This is a genomic window from Aeromonas sp. 1HA1 (assembly GCF_029237385.1).
GTDB lineage: Bacteria > Pseudomonadota > Gammaproteobacteria > Enterobacterales > Aeromonadaceae > Aeromonas > Aeromonas popoffii.
In genome coordinates this window covers 35,964-53,029 of the sequence record NZ_JAACGC010000003.1, presented here as the reverse complement: position 1 = coordinate 53,029, position 17,066 = coordinate 35,964, and the positions used below count along the sequence as shown (strand labels likewise).

The 17,066-nt window shown below is 59.9% G+C and carries 12 protein-coding genes and 2 pseudogenes; 9 read left to right on the top strand and 5 right to left on the bottom strand.

Features of this window, described 5'->3' with window-relative positions; translation table 11 throughout:
- The first annotated feature begins 1 nt into the window (after window position 1).
- The 8 genes and pseudogenes from queG to GWQ22_RS01655 form a co-directional block, all read left to right on the top strand.
- Window positions 2–1,156: a tRNA epoxyqueuosine(34) reductase QueG gene (gene queG / locus GWQ22_RS01690; protein WP_042035130.1), complete on the top strand. Its 1,155-nt coding sequence runs from the start codon at window positions 2–4 to the stop codon at window positions 1,154–1,156.
- Between the two features lie 83 nt (window positions 1,157–1,239).
- Complete coding sequence (locus GWQ22_RS01685) at window positions 1,240–1,989, top strand: polyphosphate--glucose phosphotransferase (RefSeq protein ID WP_275929289.1); 750 nt, start codon at window positions 1,240–1,242, stop codon at window positions 1,987–1,989.
- A gap of 633 nt (window positions 1,990–2,622) precedes the next feature.
- Window positions 2,623–3,666: a methionine ABC transporter ATP-binding protein MetN gene (gene metN / locus GWQ22_RS01680; protein WP_275929288.1), complete on the top strand. Its 1,044-nt coding sequence runs from the start codon at window positions 2,623–2,625 to the stop codon at window positions 3,664–3,666.
- A 76-nt stretch (window positions 3,667–3,742) separates the two neighbouring features.
- Window positions 3,743–4,396, top strand: coding sequence for a methionine ABC transporter permease (locus GWQ22_RS01675; RefSeq protein ID WP_042035134.1), 654 nt, complete (start codon window positions 3,743–3,745; stop codon window positions 4,394–4,396).
- Window positions 4,397–4,422: 26 nt separating this feature from the next.
- The gene (gene metQ / locus GWQ22_RS01670) at window positions 4,423–5,223 is read left to right on the top strand and encodes a methionine ABC transporter substrate-binding lipoprotein MetQ (RefSeq protein WP_275929287.1); all 801 of its coding nucleotides are present in this window, start codon (window positions 4,423–4,425) and stop codon (window positions 5,221–5,223) included.
- A gap of 95 nt (window positions 5,224–5,318) precedes the next feature.
- On the top strand, window positions 5,319–5,819 hold the full coding sequence (gene rfaH / locus GWQ22_RS01665; protein WP_275929286.1) for a transcription/translation regulatory transformer protein RfaH: 501 nt from the start codon (window positions 5,319–5,321) through the stop codon (window positions 5,817–5,819).
- A gap of 31 nt (window positions 5,820–5,850) precedes the next feature.
- Window positions 5,851–5,928 (top strand): annotated as a pseudogene (locus GWQ22_RS01660) (transcription/translation regulatory transformer protein RfaH); the annotation flags it as partial.
- A gap of 140 nt (window positions 5,929–6,068) precedes the next feature.
- A pseudogene (locus tag GWQ22_RS01655) lies at window positions 6,069–6,146 on the top strand (transcription/translation regulatory transformer protein RfaH); the annotation flags it as partial.
- Window positions 6,147–6,503: 357 nt separating this feature from the next.
- Here the strand turns inward: GWQ22_RS01655 and GWQ22_RS01650 are convergent.
- From GWQ22_RS01650 to arcB, 5 genes are all read right to left on the bottom strand, one after another.
- The gene (locus GWQ22_RS01650) at window positions 6,504–7,715 is read right to left on the bottom strand and encodes an EAL domain-containing response regulator (RefSeq protein WP_181364716.1); all 1,212 of its coding nucleotides are present in this window, start codon (window positions 7,713–7,715) and stop codon (window positions 6,504–6,506) included.
- Window positions 7,696–11,988, bottom strand: coding sequence for a transporter substrate-binding domain-containing protein (locus GWQ22_RS01645; RefSeq protein WP_275929285.1), 4,293 nt, complete (start codon window positions 11,986–11,988; stop codon window positions 7,696–7,698). The genes GWQ22_RS01650 and GWQ22_RS01645 overlap by 20 nt, the downstream gene beginning before the upstream one ends.
- Window positions 11,989–12,350: 362 nt before the next feature.
- Window positions 12,351–12,554, bottom strand: coding sequence for a hypothetical protein (locus GWQ22_RS01640; protein WP_042039391.1), 204 nt, complete (start codon window positions 12,552–12,554; stop codon window positions 12,351–12,353).
- Between the two features lie 368 nt (window positions 12,555–12,922).
- Window positions 12,923–14,278 carry a dGTPase gene (gene dgt, locus GWQ22_RS01635; protein ID WP_275929284.1) on the bottom strand — a complete coding sequence of 452 codons (1,356 nt, stop codon included), beginning with the start codon at window positions 14,276–14,278 and terminating at the stop codon, window positions 12,923–12,925.
- A gap of 41 nt (window positions 14,279–14,319) precedes the next feature.
- Entirely contained in the window at window positions 14,320–16,632 is a 2,313-nt protein-coding gene (gene arcB, locus GWQ22_RS01630; RefSeq protein ID WP_275929283.1) for an aerobic respiration two-component sensor histidine kinase ArcB, read from the bottom strand.
- Window positions 16,633–16,794: 162 nt separating this feature from the next.
- Between arcB and GWQ22_RS01625 the strand changes: the two genes are divergently transcribed.
- Window positions 16,795–17,034 (top strand): hypothetical protein, encoded by a 240-nt coding sequence (locus GWQ22_RS01625; RefSeq protein ID WP_275929282.1) that lies wholly within the window; start codon window positions 16,795–16,797, stop codon window positions 17,032–17,034.
- The last annotated feature ends 32 nt before the right edge of the window (window positions 17,035–17,066 follow it).

The following is a 17,066-nucleotide window of genomic DNA, read 5'->3' as shown; positions in this document are numbered from 1 at the left end:
CATGAGCACGCCTGATTTGCAGCAGTTGGCCCACGATATCAAGCTATGGGCGAGCGAGCTAGGATTTGACCAGATCGGCATCACGGACACGGATCTCAGCCTCGAAGAGCCCAGGTTGCAGGCTTGGCTGGATGCCGGCCATCACGGCAGCATGGACTACATGGCCCGCCACGGCATGATGCGAGCCAGGCCCCACGAACTGCTGCCGGGCACCCTGCGGGTGCTCTCGGTACGGATGAACTACCTGCCTTTCGAGGCCGGTTTTGCCGCCACCCTGCGCGACCCGACCCTCGGCTACATCAGCCGCTACGCCCTCGGCCGCGACTACCACAAGGTGCTGCGCAACCGCCTCAAGCAGCTGGGGGAGCGGATCGAGCAGCGCTGCCAGGCGCTGTTTCACACCGACCAGGACACCATGGGAGAGTGGCGCCCCTTCGTCGACTCGGCCCCCATACTGGAGCGGCCACTGGCCGCCAAGGCGGGACTAGGCTGGATTGGCAAGCATTCACTGTTGCTCAACGAGTCGGCGGGTTCCTTCTTCTTTCTGGGGGAGCTGCTGATCAGCCTGCCGCTCCCCCTGGATGCCCCGGTGGAAAAAGAGCTGTGCGGCAAGTGCGTGGCCTGTATCAATATCTGCCCGACCGGCGCCATCGTCGCCCCCTATGTGGTGGATGGGCGCCGCTGCATCTCCTACCTCACCATAGAGAACGACGGCCCCATCCCGGAAGAGTTCAGGCCGCTGATGGGCAATCGCATCTATGGTTGTGACGATTGCCAGCTCATCTGCCCCTGGAATCGCTATGCGAACGTAAGCCCGGAACCCGACTTCAAAGCGCGCCCCAACCTGCACCGCCCCCCCCTGCTAGAGCTGTGGCGCTGGAGCGAGAGCGAGTTTCTCAAGCACACTGAGGGGAGCCCGATCCGGCGTATCGGCTATCAGCGCTGGCGCCGCAACCTGGCGGTGGCACTCGGCAACGGCCCGGCCATCCCCGACGTGATAGCAGCGTTGCAACTCGCGCTGGACGAGGCTGAGCCCATGGTGGCCGAACACATAACGTGGGCGCTGGCAACCCTGGCCCGGCGCCAGCAGGATGACAGCAAAAAAACCCGTTTGCTGATCCGTTGCATCGAAAAAGGTTTACCAGATCACGCATAAGCGGTCTGCACCTTGCCGGATACACGTCATTTTTTCATGCTCTGTCGACGGTAAAGCGTCGGCACTATAAAAGGAACAATCTGATGCAGATGTTGGGAGTGGATATCGGTGGCTCAGGGATCAAGGGATGCCTGGTCGATACCGAAACGGGCGAGCTGATTGGCGAGCGCCATCGTCTGGTGACGCCGCAACCGGCCACCCCGGCCGCCGTGGCACATACCCTCAAGGCACTGGTAGAGCATTTCCAATGGAAGGGCCCGGTGGGCTGCGGCTTTCCCGCCACCATCCACAACGGCATCGCCAAGAGTGCGGCCAACATCGACAAGCGCTGGGTTGAGACCGATGCCGCTCACCTGTTTGCCGATGTGACCGGCCTGCCCTGCCATGTGCTCAACGATGCCGATGCGGCTGGCATGGCCGAGATGCGCTTCGGTACCGGCAAGGATCGCAAGGGCGTCATCATACTCGTCACAATCGGCACCGGCATAGGCACAGCCGTGTTCGTCAATGGCCAGCTGCTGCCCAACACCGAGCTGGGCCACCTGATGCTGGAGGGCAAGGTGGCCGAGCACTACTGCTCCGATGCGGTGCGCAAGCGCGAGGATCTCTCCTGGGGACGCTGGGGCAAACGCTTCAACAAATACCTGGCCAGGCTGGAGTTTCTGTTCTCCCCCGACCTCTTCATTCTGGGGGGCGGCAGCTCCTCCAAGCTCGATAAGTTCATCGACAAGATTGAGACCCGGGCCCCCCTGGTAGCGGCCGCCAACCTCAATCAGGCCGGTATCATAGGCGCCGCCCTCCATGCGGCCGAACGCACCGCCGAACAGCAGTAAGGCGGCATCCCCACCTTGGGTCGATCATAGAAAAGGCCCGGCAGATGCTGGGCCTCTCTCATTACACCTGTGTAGCTAGAGGTCGTCGAGCCAATGCCTCCGTGCACCAGCCGGGTCAGGCGGGTCTGCTCGTGCGATGACAGCGCACTCGTCTCTTGCGTCGGACACTCGCGGGCCAGGTGGCCCAGCTCGCCGATGAGTTTCTCCTCCTGACGACACACCTGCTGCACTATGTCCTGAGTCTGGGCATGGCAGGCACCGACCAAGAAAGCAGCGATAAGAACAAAGTGGAATGATTTGTGCCGATCCGGTCGCGATGGCAGCATGACCATACAAATCTGAATCGAGACTAATAAAGAAGGATATAAGAACACATTTACCATGTGATATTCGGCAATATGGCTACACTGCCAAATACAATATTGATGTGAACCAGATCACCGTTCGCGTTAGTCGGCAGACGGGAATCCTTAGCACTTTTTTAGACGTCTAAACGTCTAAATCAGCATTGACACAGCCATCCAGACATCTTAGCATCATCCTCCATGATGACAGAGTAACCCAGTGGAACCTCTGCCCAATTCACCCGCCTGTAGCGCCCTGTGCTTTAAGGCTGTTAGCACGGAAGAATCCATGATTAAGTTGAACGGTCTCAACAAAGTCTACGGTAAAGGCAGTGATGCCGTGCACGCCCTGCGTGACGTGAGCCTGCATGTGCCACAAGGCAAAATTTTCGGGGTGATCGGCGCCTCAGGGGCTGGCAAGAGCACCCTCATTCGTTGTGTCAACCTGCTGGAGCGCCCGACAGAGGGCCAGGTCATCGTCGATGGCCAGGACTTGGTCGCCCTGCCGGAGCGGGAGCTGACCCTGGCCCGCCGCCAGATCGGCATGATTTTTCAGCACTTCAACCTGCTCTCCTCCCGTACCGTGTTCGCCAATATCGCGTTCCCGCTGGAACTGGCAGGCTGGAGCAAGGCCCAAATCCGGGCCCGGGTCGATGAATTGCTGGCCCTGGTCGGGCTGGAAGCCCGCGCTCATGCCTATCCGTCCGAGCTGTCAGGCGGCCAGAAACAGCGCGTCGCCATCGCCCGCGCCCTGGCACCGGCCCCCAAGGTATTACTGTGTGACGAGGCCACTTCGGCCCTGGATCCGCAGACTACCCGTTCGATCCTGAGCCTGCTCAAGGAGATCAACGTCAAACTGGGGCTCACCATCTTGCTCATCACCCATGAGATGGACGTGGTGAAGGGGATCTGTGATGACGTAGCCATCATCAGCGACGGCAGTCTGATCGAGCAGGGCGAGGTCGCCTGGTTCTTCAGCAATGCCAAGACCCAGCTGGCACGGGACTTTATCCACTCCACCATACATCTGGAGGTGCCGCAGGAGTATCAGGACAGGCTAAGTGCAGAGCGGGTGGCCAACAGTTATCCGCTGGTGAAGCTCGGCTTTACCGGTAGCACAGTCGATACACCACTGATTTCCGAGGCGAGCCGTCGCTTCAACATCGATATCAGCATACTGAGCGCCGATATCGAGTACGCCGGGGGCGTCAAGTTCGGCTTCCTGCTGGCAGAATTGTTCGGGGATGAGGCCCAGTGCAAGGCGACCCAGCAGTTCCTGATCGACAACCATATTCAGCTGGAGGTAATGGGTTATGTCCGCAGCAATGACTGATCTACTCATCACTGCCCTCAAGGGATGCCAGACGCAGTCCCTGATCACAATCGCATTCAGCTGGAGGTAATGGGTTATGTCCGAAGCAATGATTAATCTGCTGGTCACAGCACTCGGCGATACCCTGCTGATGGTGTTTGCCTCCGCCCTGTTTGGCTGCCTGCTCGGCCTGCCGCTGGGTGTTGCACTGCACGTGACCAAGGCGGGCCAGATCCTGGCCAACCCGGTCCTGAACAAGTTGCTCGGCATCCTGGTCAACATTGGCCGCTCAGTGCCCTTCATCATTCTGCTGGTCGCCATCATTCCGCTAACCCGGCTGATCGTCGGCACCAGCATAGGCACCATAGCCGCCATCGTGCCGCTGACCATAGGTGCCGTGCCCTTCATCGCCCGTCTGGTGGAAGGCGCCCTGATGGAGGTGCCGGACGGCTTGCTGGAAGCGGCCAAGGCCATGGGTGCCAAACCCTTGCAAATCATTACCAAGGTGCTGCTGCCCGAGGCCCTGCCCGGCATCGTCAACAGCGTCACTATTACCCTGGTCACGCTGGTGAACTACTCCGCCATGGCCGGTGCCATCGGCGGCGGTGGTCTGGGTGATGTGGGTATTCGCTACGGCTATCAGCGCTTTGACCCCACCGTCATGCTGGCAACCGTCGTCATTCTGGTTTTACTGGTTCAACTCATCCAGAGCGCAGGTGAGCGCCTGGTCAACACATGTGATCATCGTTAATCGTCGATTGCTGACAGGAGGTTTTTATGAAATTTGGCATTAAATCCGTTGCGGCTGCCCTGCTGGCTGGCCTGGTTCTGGCCGGTTGTGGTCAGAAAGAAGAGAACAAGACCCTGAAAGTGGGTGCCATCGCCGGGGCGGAATCCCAGCTGGTGGAAGCCGCGGCCAAGGTCGCCAAGGACAAGTTCGGTCTGGATATCGAAGTAGTTACTTTCTCCGACTTCGCCACCCCGAACGTGGCCCTGAACGATGGCAGCATCGATCTGAACGCCTTCCAGCACAAACCGTATCTGGATAGCCAAGTCAAGGATCGCGGCTTTGATCTGGTGCCGGTCGGCAACACCTTCGTCTACCCCATCGCCGGCTACTCCAAGAAGATCAAGACCCTGGCCGATCTGAAAGAGGGTGCGCAGATCGCCGTGCCGAACGATCCGACCAACCTGGGTCGTTCCCTGATCCTGTTGCAAAAGCAGGGCCTGCTGACCCTGAAAGAGGGCACAGGCCTGGAAGCGACCGTGCTCGACATCGCCAGCAACCCGAAGAAGCTGAAGATTGTTGAACTGGAAGCAGCCCAGCTTCCCCGTTCCCTGGAAGACGTGGATCTGGCCATCATCAACACTGTCTACGCCTCCCAGATCGACCTGCTGCCAAGCCGTGACGGCTTGTTCGTGGAAGACAAGGACTCCCCCTACGTCAACCTGCTCGTTTCTCGTGGCAACAACAAGGATGACGCCAAGGTGAAGGAGTTCGTCCAGGCCTTCCAGAGCGATGAAGTGTACAAAACTGCTAACGAACTGTTCAAAGGTGGCATCGTCAAAGGTTGGTAATCACTCACTCTGCAAAAAAGGCCACGCCAAGCGTGGCCTTTTTTATTGTCGCGGTTATCATAACCGGGAGCACGGCAACACGAACATAACAGAACATGAAAAAATGGTATCTGGCCTACTGCAAGCCAAAGGAAGAGGCCCGCGCCCGCGCCCATCTTGAGGCCCAGGGGATTGCATCCTATTACCCCATGGTCGAAATCGAGAAGCTGCGGCGGGGCAAGCGTGTCTCGGTGCGGGAACCCATGTTTCCCAACTATCTGTTCATCTATGTAGATCTGGAAGAGGTCACCCCTGTCACCCTGAAATCGACCCGTGGCATCAGCCGCATCATCCACTTTGGCAAAGAGTGGACCTCCATCAGCAGCCAGCTGGTCTATCAGTTGATGAGCCGCGATGACAGCGACGAGGCGAGAGCCAGCTACGCAAACCTGCCGACCCAGGGCGACAAGGTGTTGATCGAATCTGGTCCATTGGCCGGGTTCGAGGCCATCTATCTGGAACCGGATGGGGAGAAACGCGCCATCCTGCTGGTCAGTCTGCTGAACCAGGAGACATCCAGCAGTTTCGACAATCAGGCATTCCGCCGTCTGGACTAACCTTCATCTGGCGTCCATGGCGAGCAACGCCTCACTCCTGCTGGTCAGTCTGCTGAACCAGGAGACATCCAGCAGTTTCGACAATCAGGCATTCCGCCGTCTGGACTAGCCCTCATCTGGCGTCCATGGCGAGCAACGCCTCACTCCTGCTGGTCTGTCTGCTGAACCAGGAGACATCCAGCAGTTTCGACAATCAGGCCTTCCGCCGTCTGGACTAACCTTCATCTGGCGTCCATGGCGAGCAACGCCTCACTCCTGCTGGTCAGTCTGCTGAACCAGGAGACCAGCAGCAGTTTCGACAATCAGGCTTTACGCCGTCTGGACTGATAAGCAAACGGGCCCATAGGCCCGTCTCAGTTTATCTGTTTCCTCCTCACTATCCGGCCATCAGGCATCCAGCTCGAAGCGGCTGATGACAGACGTCAGCCGTCCGGTATCCTGCGCCAGTCGGGCCACTATCTCCTCCCCCTGCCGACTGCGCTGGCTGGCTCGCCTCATCCCGCTGCAGGGCCGGTAGCGCCAGTTCCAGTAGATTCGTTTCGGCCTGCCCGATCCGGCCGAGCTGGTGATAGACCAAGGCCGAGGAGAGGAACACCAACAGGTTGATAAAACAGAAGCTAAGCAACAACTTGCTTGAAATTTTCATGAACGTCCTTGTTCAACTACCGGCATGCACCCCGACACTCAGTCTCCGATCAGACCCGGTAACCGTTCGCGCCAGGAGTCATGCCATCCCATCAATTCATCACGCGGCATGGGTCGGGCGGAGAAGAAGCCCTGACACACATCGCACCCCAACTTGGCCAGCAGTCGCCAGGTCAGCTCATCCTCAACCCCCTCGGCGACAGACTTGAGCCCCAGTTTGCGGGCCAGCTCGATACTTGACTCTATTATGGCCAAACGTGAGGGATCCTCATAGCAGCGATCAACGAAGGAGCGATCCAGCTTGAGCTCGGTGAAAGGCAGCAGAGCCAGCTGCTGCATGGAGGAGTAGCCGGTCCCGAAGTCATCGATGGAAAGCCCAAAGCCATGCATGCGCAGACGAGTCAGCACCTCCAGCGACTTGCCCAGATCCTTCACGAACGAGCTCTCCGTCACCTCCAGGGTGATGAGCTCGGGGTTGATGCTCCAGCGCTGACACTGGTTGATCAGGGTGTTACAGAGATCCCCTTCGATGAGGGAGGTGGTGGAGAGGTTCATCGACAGGTTGAGGGAAAGACCGGTCCGCTCCCACAGGTGGCCATCGCGCAGGGACTTGCTGATGATCACCTCGGTCAGTTGGTCGATGAGACCATTGTGCTCAGCCAGCGGAATGAAGCGAGCCGGCGAGATGAGGCCGTAGTCCGGATGTTGCCAGCGGGCGAGCGCCTCCATGCCGACCCACTGCCCCGAGCCAAAGCTCACCTTGGGCTGATACCAAGGCAGCAACTGATCCTGCTCCAGCGCCCGACTCAGCACATCCAGGGTCAGGCTGTGGCCGTCCTCCTCCTGGGCCCGCTCCTGTTGTGGCCGCCAGGCGCCAATCAGCTGGCTGATCTGCTGCTGGCTGGAGGGCTTCTCGATGCGCCCCAGCACCTGCAGACCATAGGCAGCGCTCATCCGCAGCACGGCTTCGACCACGTCATCTTCCAGCGCGCTGGAGAGGATAATGCCGCCACGAAAACCGCCGAGGGAGAGACGGCGCAGCAACGCCATGCCATCCATGCCGGGCATGCGCAGATCGCAAAACAGGATGTCGACCTGATGACGCTGACACATGGCCAGCGCCTCCAATCCGTCCTGGGCCTCCAGCAAGGAGGAATAACCGAGCCCACGGATCTGGTGCATCAGTGCCTTGCGCTGGAACGCGTGGTCTTCCACCACCATGATCACCAACTCATGCTGTGTTTTGTTCATCGAGCCATAGTCCAATTTCGCGTGTAATAGAATTCATCAGCGCCAGTACTGTCTGGCTCAACTCGGTGAGTTCTTCCAGTTGCTTCAGACGGGCCGCCGCTTCGAGTCGGGCAGCTTCCTCTGCCAATGCCAACTGTCCTACCATGCGGGCAGCGCCCTTGATGCGGTGCGCCGTCTCCACCAGGGCATGGGTATCTTGGCAAGCCACCGCCTGCATCATGTCATCGCCATCCTGTCGGTTGGAATCCAGGTACTCTTGCGCCATGCTGCGGGCCACCTCATCATCCCCGAACAACGAGATCCAGCGCTCTCCCTGCTGCCTGGCCGGTTCAGTAGACTGTGGCGCCGCCTCGTCCGCCGCCTCGTCCGCCGGCACGACCGCCGGCAACCAGCGGGCCAGCATCTGGCGCAGGGTATTCAGGGTGTAGGGCTTGAACAGCATGTCGTTCATGCCGGCCTGCTGCATCTGCAGTCCGGCCCCTTCCGACGTATCGGCAGTGACACCTATGATGGGAGCCTGTTCCCCCTGTGCCCGCAGGGTCCGGGTCAAGGTGTAGCCATCCATCACCGGCATGTGACAGTCGGTCAGCAGCAGGGAAAAGTCCTGCCCCTGCCAGGTACGCAGCGCTTTCTCGCCATCGTCCACCACCTCGGCGTCCACCCCGAGAATGCCAAGCTGGCGCGCCAACAGGGCGCGATTGATGGGATGATCGTCGGCCACCAGCACCCGCCCCTGCAATTGAGCCGCATGGGCCTGCACCGGATTGATCGCTTTTTCCCCCAGCAACTGGTGGCAGGTCTCCAGCAACAGATCCGGGTAAAGCGGGGATTGACCCAAGCGCCACCAGGCATCCGAGTCCATACGGCCGCGCAGCGCTTCCAGCGGGGAGAGCACTATCCCCTTGAGGGCGGATTGCTGCAAACGTGTCGACCACTCGCTGCCCAGCGCCTGCTCGAGCCAGCCCTCCTCCGCTAATAACAAACCACTCACCGGTTGCTGCCACTGTTGGGGGTCTAGACGATTCAATCTGGCCCCCAGCCGCTGCATGGCAGACTGCAGGGCCGCATCCTCGCCAAACAGCCACCACTGCTGACCTGCCAGCGGCGGCGCATCCCATTGGCACTCCGTCAACGGGAAACCGAAGGTCAGCCGGGTTCCCTGACCCGGTTTGCTCTCAAGAGCCAAGCTGCCCCCCATTTTCTGGGCCAGCTGATGACAGATGGCCAGTCCCAGCCCGGTGCCTCCGAAGCGTCGGGTTATGTCGGACTCCACCTGCTCGAACGGGGTAAACAAGCGATCCTGCTTCTCTTCCGCAATGCCAATACCGGTATCGCTGACGGCGATAAACAGTTGTTCAGCGTGATAGCTGACCTGGATCCGAATCTCTCCCAGCTCGGTGAACTTGACCGCATTGTTGAGCAGATTAGAGAGCACCTGCCCAACTCGCATGGCATCGATACGGGCCTGATCCGGCACCTCGCGCGCCCACTCCAGCGCCACCTTCAACCCCTTGCCATGAGCCAGTGTGGCATGACCACGGATCACGTCGCAGATCACGGAGGAGAGGCGACAATCCTGATAATGCAGTTGCAACTGGCCCGCCTCTATCTTGGAAAAGTCGAGCACATCGTTGACAAGATAGAGCAGGTTGTTAGTGGAGGTGATGACGTTGCGCAGCATGTAGCGCTGATCCTCGTTCAGCTCGCTCATCTGCAACAATTCCAACATGCCGTGCATGCCGGAGATGGGAGTCCTGAGCTCGTGGCTCATGGTGGCGAGGAAACGGCTGCGCACCTGCATCGCCTGCTCCGCATAGGCACGTGCCTCTCTCAGATCGTTCTCCTGGCGCTTGAGTGCAGTGATGTCCTGGATCACCCCGTTGAGGATCAGATTTCCCTCATCCTGCGGCACGAAACTGCCGCGCACCTGCAAATAGCGATCCCCTTCGGGACGCTCGACCCTGACCTCCAGATCGAGCCGCGCCAGCGTCTCGGCATGATTGGCCAACTTGCTGACAAAATCCTGCAGCGCCTCTTCGGTAAAGCCGAACACCTCGCCGCCCGACTCGGCCGACAGCATATCTTGCTGACTGGCGCCCAGGATCTCGCTCGCCCCCTGGGAAGCATAGAGGAAGCGGCCCTTGCCAGGCCCCTGCCACAGATATTGATAAACGATGCCCGGCATGCTGTCGGTGATCTGAGTGAGCCGGGTCTCCGCCTGGCGGGCCCGCGCCTCGGCCTCCTTGATGCGAGTCACGTCGGTCAGCACAGTCAGTACGCCCAGCATGTCACCATTCGGGGAGCGATAGGGGCGCTTGGTATAGATGACGTGGAACATGGCGCCATCCTGGCGGCGGCTGTACCCCGCCCCTTCCAGCTGCTCACCGCTCTGCCACACCTCCAACTCCTCCCTGAGCACCCGCTCCTGCTCCTGGGGCGGCATGTCGTCGAGATCGTCGTAATCATCACCGACCTTGGCCCCGATGAAGGCATCCCGGTAGGCCTGGTTGCTGAGGGTGATACACTGCTCACTATTTCGCAGCGCCACCATGTTGGGCAGGGAGTTGAGCAGGGTCTGCACGAAGGTCAGCTGCTCGTTCAACTTGTCCTCGGCCAGCTGGCGCTGGACGATTTGGCGGCGCAGCGTGCGGTTCCAGCCGATGAACAGCAAGGCACTGAGCAGGAAGGCGCCGATCCCGAAAAAGGACCAGCGCATCACGGTCGCCGGATTGATGCCGGTCTGGATGGTGAGGGAGAACCACTTCTGCTCCAGCCTCGACAGCTCGTCAGGACGGATGGAGAGCAACACCTTGGTCAGGATCTGCTGCAGCATAGGATCTTGCTGATGCGTCGCCATGGCGATGGGCACTCGCAACTCGTTGCCGGAGAAGACCACCTGATAGCGGTTATTGAATCCTTTTTGTAGCGCCAGTTGCAGCCTCTGCATGCTCATCAGCACATAATCGACCTCGTGTCGACCGAGCAGGGGCAACAGCCTGGTGTCATTGCTGACCGTCACCGGATAAGCTCCCAACGCCTTGAGCAGCGACTTCTCGATCGTACCTGCGACGATTCCCACCCTTCTCCCTTTGAGCTGATTGAGATCCTCAAGCTCAACCTCACCATGCCTGGCCACAAGCAGCCTGTGGATGAAAGCGTATTCGGGGGTAAACAGAGAAAATTGGCGGCGTTCGGGGGTCGGCGTCATGGCCGGGATGAGATCCAGCTTGCCCGCCTTGAACAGCGCCTGAGTCTCGGCCCAGCTGCTGGTCGGCACCAGGGTGAACTGGAGGCCGGAGCGCATGCTGAGCAGCTTGAGCAGATCAGCGAGGAATCCCTTGAACTGGCCGCTGCCGTCTATCTCACTCACCGCTGGCCAGTCGGGGGCGACGCCGAATCTCAGGGTCGGGTGCTGCGCCAACCACTCCAGCTCGCTCTGGTTGAAAATAATCTGGCGAGGGCCATTGGCCAGTTCGTAGTCGACTATGCCGCCGGTCTCCAGAATGCGGCGCCGTTCATTGAGGGGAATATCGTTGAGTGCCAGCTCCAGCAGTCCCTGCAGGCCCTGATTGCTGGGGCCCACCGCGATGGCCACCGAGGTATCCGTCACCCAGTCCGGGGTGATCACCTTCAGATTCGCCTGCTGTTGCAGACGCTGCAAGCGAACAAGAGCAGGCAGATCCGCCAGATAGGCATCCGCCAGGCCCCTCTTCACCATGAAGACAGCCTCTTCGCTGCTGTCCGCTTCCGCCAGGTGCGCCATACCCAGCTCAGCCAGCGTCTCACAGGAGCTGAAACCATGTTCACACACCCAGCGCAGTTGACGGGCAGCTGGCAAGGTCAGCTGGTCATTCCCCTTCGCCAGCAGAATGCCACGGGGCATCCCCACAAGATCCGAAGTAAAGAGCATTTGTTGCTGCCGCGACTGGCTGGGGGTCACGCCGAGCAGCATGTCGACCTCGCCATCGAGCAAGGCCTGCTGGGCTCCGGCATAGTAGGGGTAGGTCTTGTAGCGCAGGGTCAGCCCCAGTCGGCTCGCAATCAGAGAGGCGAAATCATCCAGCGGGCCGCTGTAACCACCCCGGCTATTGGCATAGACATAAGGGGGCCAGGCCACCGAGGGCATGCCGACCACCAGATCGCTGCGTGTGGCGAGCCACAGGCGCTCGGACAGCCCCATTCGATCCTTGTCCAGACCGGTTTCTGCCGCGGCGGCAAGGCTCCAACAGGCAAGCCAGCACAACAGGAAGGCGCGATAGCAAAGACGCAACATGGACAACTCCTGAACAGATCGGAGAGCGATGATAAAGATTTTGGCAGAATGTGCGAATGAAAATTCGGAACCAAACTCAAGCGGATACGAAAAATGGCAGACCTAAGCCGAAGGCGAGTGAGCAAAGCATTTTTTTGACTAAATATTCAAATTTTTAATAAAAAAACAGCGCTATGGTGAAGGCGTCAATTGGCGCTGAAACCCTTGCTCTGGCTGGCATCTAATAAAAAAAGGGAGGCATCATGCCTCCCTCACTCTTTGGCCCTTATACCTCGCGGGCTGAGACTCAAATTATCTTAACTGATTGGCATTAAGGTCTAATCCTGCCATCTTCTTGCAAGAGGGGGCCTGGCCCCTTCCTGTCAGGTTATTCGATTCCCAAGCCGGAAGCCGGTTTGATACTCCTGCTCACGGACGTGGGCGATCTGCACATTCTGCCCTTCCAGACCTATGTCTTTCAGCAAGGCTGGCGAGAGGTGCAGGTAAGAGGTGCGGCGTTCCAGCCGGGTGATCCGTTTCTGAACCAGGGATTCGACGGTGCGCAGCAGGGTCAGTTCGATAGACATGATATTCTCCAGTTGAACGTGCGGTTCTCCCGGAGAGAGGCAATCACCCTGCGGGACAACCGCGGGTGATGAAAAAGCAGGTGTTACCTGTTTCCTCCACGCGGTAGAAAAAGAGCACGAGTCTTCGCGCTGCCAATGCAGCGATCGAACGCAACGTTGAACATGGAATGTTGCATGATCGTCTCCTTACCGTGTGAAAGTTGAACAAGTTGCCACAGTCTAAAAAAAGACCGAATTTTATACAAGAACCTCCCCCCCCATATGGGGAGTGAGCCATCTATCAATATCCAGACGAGACACAGCTATCTCGCCCATCAGCCGCACACATCAGGCCCCGGACTGCACGCCCAGGATTTGCCTCGCGCGTGTCAGATCCCGGACAAGAGGCGGAACTCTTCCAGCGCATAGGTATCCGTCATGCCACTCACATAGTCGAGCAGCAGCCGCACCCGGTAATACCACTCCTGTTCGGCACCCTTGTCGAAACGGGGATCCCGGCTGGCCACCGCTAGCCGGTATGCCTTGAGATGACGGGCCGACAGGCGGTGAAACAGGCGGCGGGCGAAGAACAGCTCGCTGCCCCCCAGCCCGGCCAGCAGGCGTTCGAACTGGCTGGCGGGCAGTGCCAGCAGACAGGCATAGGTAGAGAGCACGCCACGCAGGGCGGCATAGCCTTCCAGCTCCAACGCCTCGACCTCGGGCCGCATGAATACCTGCTCGCGGGCCACCTGCTTGAGGGTGTCGAGCACCATAGCCGCCGGCACCTGACCGTGCAGCAATGCCTGGGGATAGGCACCGCTCAGGATGAGCTCATGCTCGCTCACATAGGTGTGGGCGGCCAGCGCGATCAGATCCCGGGTAAGATGCTGGCGAAAATGGGGGAAGAAACCTCTGTCAGAGGCGGTGGCATCCGCCAGCAAGCCCGCCATGTAGGCCCCCTCATCGGCCAGACGCAGCGCCTGTTGCAATTCGCTCAGGCTGAGAATGCGCCTGTCCACCGCATCTTCGAGATCGGCGATGCAGTAGGAGATGTCGTCGGCCGCCTCCATGATATAGACCAGCGGGTGGCGGCAACCGGGCGCCAGTCCCAGGCTCTGGCTCAGGGAACGGTAGAGGGGTTGTTCACTGAAGAAGATACCGCGCTTGCTGGCCCAACCATGATGTTGGCCGTCGTGCAGGGGTTGCTGCGGATACTTGCACAGGGCGGCCAGCTGCCCCAGGGTCAGATTCAGCTCGTGCAGACTGTGCACCAGCCGCAGGCTCTGGGCATTGCCATCAAACACCAGCAGATCCTGGCGCAATGCGGCCCATTGCGGGCTGGGCGCGGCCCCAAGCGCGGCGGCAAACAGCGTATCCAGCGCCTGCGCCAGCCACTGACTCATCACCTGCTCGCCAAAGTGACCGAACGGCGGGTTACCGACGTCGTGCAGCAGGCAGGACATCTCCACCAGATTGATGAAGGCCCCCTGACACACCGACCCCGCGGGCAGTGCCGCCAGAATGCGACGGCTGATTTGGCGGCCCGTCTCCTGCACCTCCAGCGAATGGGTGAGACGGCTGCGCACCGAGGCCTTCACATCCAGCGGGAAGACCTGGGTCTTCTGCTGCAACCGGCGCACCGGCGCGGCCTGCACTATGCGGGCGCGATCCAGCTCGGTCGCCTCCAGCAGATCTTCCTCACCCCAGGGGTGGCTGCGCAGTGACGGGATCAAACGCTGATACATGTTGTTTATCTCCTTGGGTGCGTAAAGAGGCGGCACGCGCCTCAGGAGAGCAGCCAGCGCTTCAATCTGGCGATATCGCCCGGACACTCGCGACGCAGCGACTCTATCCAGTCCTCCACGTTCTCCCACCAGGCGGGATGATCCGGGCTCTGGATCAGCTGGGCCAGTTGCTGCAGCCGGCGCAGACCGATGGAACCGGCCGCCCCCTTGATCTTGTGCGCCTCCTCCACCACCCCGGTTTGATCCTTGGCGATCATATTGGAATCGAGCACCGCCATGTAGTCGGGCATCATCTTCTCGAACAGATCGACGCTGGAGAGCAGCACCGGCTTGCCCACCGTATCGGCGTAATCGGTGAGGAAGGGCAGATCCAGCAACTCATCCTGGCTACCCACATCGGCCTGCTCGTCCGCCTCATCGTCGGCCAGATCGGCAAACAGGTGGCCAATCACCTCCCGCACCGCTCTGGAGCCCAGGGGCTTGTTGATCACATCCTGCATGCCGTGATCCCGATAGTACTGGCGATCGCCGGTGGCGTTGGCGGTGAGCGCCACCATGGGCGGCAGACTGTCGCTGTAGCGCTCAAGCAGTTGGGCCGCCACGTCAAAGCCGGTCATGTCTGGCAACTGGATATCCAGCAGGATCAGGTCAAAGTCATCGGGATTGGCCATGGCCAGCGCCTGGGCACCGTCCCGCGCCACCTGTACATGATGACCCAGCTTGTTGAGCAGGGCGCAAGCGACCGTCACGTTCAGCTCCACATCCTCCACCAGCAGGATATCGAGGGAGGGCATCTCGGGCTCGGCTTTGGCGGCCTGAGGCTCGACACAGTCCACTTCCAGCTCGGCGGTAAAGCAGGAGCCCTCACCCGGGTCGCTGTCCACGTAGAGCTGACCGCCCATGGCCTGCACCAGCTGACGGGAAACGGCCAGACCGATTCCGGTGCCGGTGGCGTGCTTCTTGCCCTGCACCTGATAGTACATGGCGAAGATCTTCTCCTGCTGGGCGCGAGGAATGCCGACGCCGGTGTCCTCCACTTCGAAGTGCAAGGCCAGCTTGCCCGGCTCATCGGCCGCGTGGGAGAGGCAACGTACCGTCACCCCGCCCTCATCGGTAAACTTGACCGCGTTGCCCACCAGGTTCCACAACACCTGACGCAGCCGGGTGCCATCGGTCATCACGAATTGCGGCATGTCACCATCCCGGTCGAAATGCAGATAGAGCCCCTTCTGCTCCGCCTGAATACGCGACAGCGTCTCCAGCTCGTCGAGGAAGGCGGGCAGGTCGATGGGGGTTGGTGCTATCTCCAACCGGCGCCGGTCGAGTTTGTCCAGATCTATGATGTCATTGAAGATGTTGCCGAGCGTCACCGCGCTCAGGTGAATGGTCTTGAGCTGCTGATGCTGCTTGGGATCGAGGGGGGTATCCATCAACATGCGACTGAGCCCCACTATGCCGTTGAGCGGGGTACGCAGCTCGTGGCTGATAGTGGAAATAAAGGTGGTCTTGTCGCGACTCGCCTTCTCCAGCTTGTCCTGATACTGCTTGCGCTCGGTGATATCACGGCCAAAACCGAGCAGACCGAGCCGCTTGCCGAAGCGATCGAAGAAGGGCACCTTGCGCAGCTCGAAGTAGGCCTTGCGACCATCCGGATACTCTAGCCACTGCTCATAGGTGAGCGGCTCGTTGCTGGCAAAGACCTGCTTGTCGGTCTCCACCACCTTGCTGGCGATGTCCTGCTTGTAGACATCGAACGGTGTCAGCCCGATGAGCTCGGCCTCCACCTTGCCGGTGAGCTCCTCCATGGCACGGTTGCAGCCGGAGAACTGCTCGTCTTCGTTGCGGTAGTAGACCAGATCCGGGGAGCAGTCGATAAAGGAGCGCAGCAGGGCGGTGCGCTCACCCAGATGCAGTTGGGCCTTCTCGCGCTGGAACACCTCGTTTTCCAGATCCTCGATCGCCTGCTGACGCAGGGTCTCGGCCCGGTTGGTCTCGGCGATCTGGGCATTGAGGCGGCTGATGTTCTCCTGCAGCTGGCTGTTGAGCCCCAGATCCCGCTCGCGCATGTCTTGCAGCTTGCTCACCATGCGAGTCAGGCGCTGACGGGAATCCTCCAGCTGATCAACCACTATGGAGAGAAAATAGACGGCCCAGGGTGTCACCAGCAGACCGAAGAAGACAGAGCGCACCAGGTCGACAATGTCCACTGTGCCGCGCAGAAACAGGGTCACGCCCATCTGGATGGAAACAGCCAGCACTATGATGCCCGTCGCCAGGAACATGCTGAAGCGCACCAGTCCCAGCTTGGTCATCAGGTCGACGTAGTATTGCGCCCAGGATTTGATTTGTTTCATCTTATTGTTTTCTCCCCATATTCGCCGAACAGAATACCAGCACGGCGCGCCGAACTCTTGTGCCGTTGCACGATTAATTATCGATTAATCTATGCCCCCGCATGCAGGGGGAAACTCGGTCAGCCAGGGTCAAGTCTGCGGCGCCAGCATGCTGGCCGCTTAATGCAACGAGATGATCTTGCAGGAGTCTTATCGATACGTACTCTCACCCGGCTGAGTCTTGGCCCGCTGGCAGTCAATGCCGCCCACGCCGCTCCGGGCGACATTCCGAAGCAGCCCGGCAGGTCCGGTTTCCTGCCCTGCGGCTACAAGTCCAACCTCCATGCAGGAGAGGGCAGCAAGAGCCACATTCATGATCTCGGCGCCGCCGACAGCGAGAGCTGTCCGCCCTACAACGGCTAAGCCCTCCCCCAGCAGCAACAAGGCCACCTCAT

What these genes read in the sequence shown, in the direction of transcription:
- dgt (WP_275929284.1), bottom strand. Translation starts at nt 14,278, where the DNA reads ATGTATCAGCGTTTGATCCCGTCACTGCGCAGCCACCCCTGGGGTGAG.
- queG (WP_042035130.1), top strand. Translation starts at nt 2, where the DNA reads ATGAGCACGCCTGATTTGCAGCAGTTGGCCCACGATATCAAGCTATGG.
- GWQ22_RS01640 (WP_042039391.1), bottom strand. Translation starts at nt 12,554, where the DNA reads ATGTCTATCGAACTGACCCTGCTGCGCACCGTCGAATCCCTGGTTCAG.
- GWQ22_RS01625 (WP_275929282.1), top strand. Translation starts at nt 16,795, where the DNA reads ATGCAACGAGATGATCTTGCAGGAGTCTTATCGATACGTACTCTCACC.
- metQ (WP_275929287.1), top strand. Translation starts at nt 4,423, where the DNA reads ATGAAATTTGGCATTAAATCCGTTGCGGCTGCCCTGCTGGCTGGCCTG.
- arcB (WP_275929283.1), bottom strand. Translation starts at nt 16,632, where the DNA reads ATGAAACAAATCAAATCCTGGGCGCAATACTACGTCGACCTGATGACC.
- GWQ22_RS01650 (WP_181364716.1), bottom strand. Translation starts at nt 7,715, where the DNA reads ATGAACAAAACACAGCATGAGTTGGTGATCATGGTGGTGGAAGACCAC.
- GWQ22_RS01675 (WP_042035134.1), top strand. Translation starts at nt 3,743, where the DNA reads ATGTCCGAAGCAATGATTAATCTGCTGGTCACAGCACTCGGCGATACC.
- metN (WP_275929288.1), top strand. Translation starts at nt 2,623, where the DNA reads ATGATTAAGTTGAACGGTCTCAACAAAGTCTACGGTAAAGGCAGTGAT.
- GWQ22_RS01685 (WP_275929289.1), top strand. Translation starts at nt 1,240, where the DNA reads ATGCAGATGTTGGGAGTGGATATCGGTGGCTCAGGGATCAAGGGATGC.
- GWQ22_RS01645 (WP_275929285.1), bottom strand. Translation starts at nt 11,988, where the DNA reads ATGTTGCGTCTTTGCTATCGCGCCTTCCTGTTGTGCTGGCTTGCCTGT.
- rfaH (WP_275929286.1), top strand. Translation starts at nt 5,319, where the DNA reads ATGAAAAAATGGTATCTGGCCTACTGCAAGCCAAAGGAAGAGGCCCGC.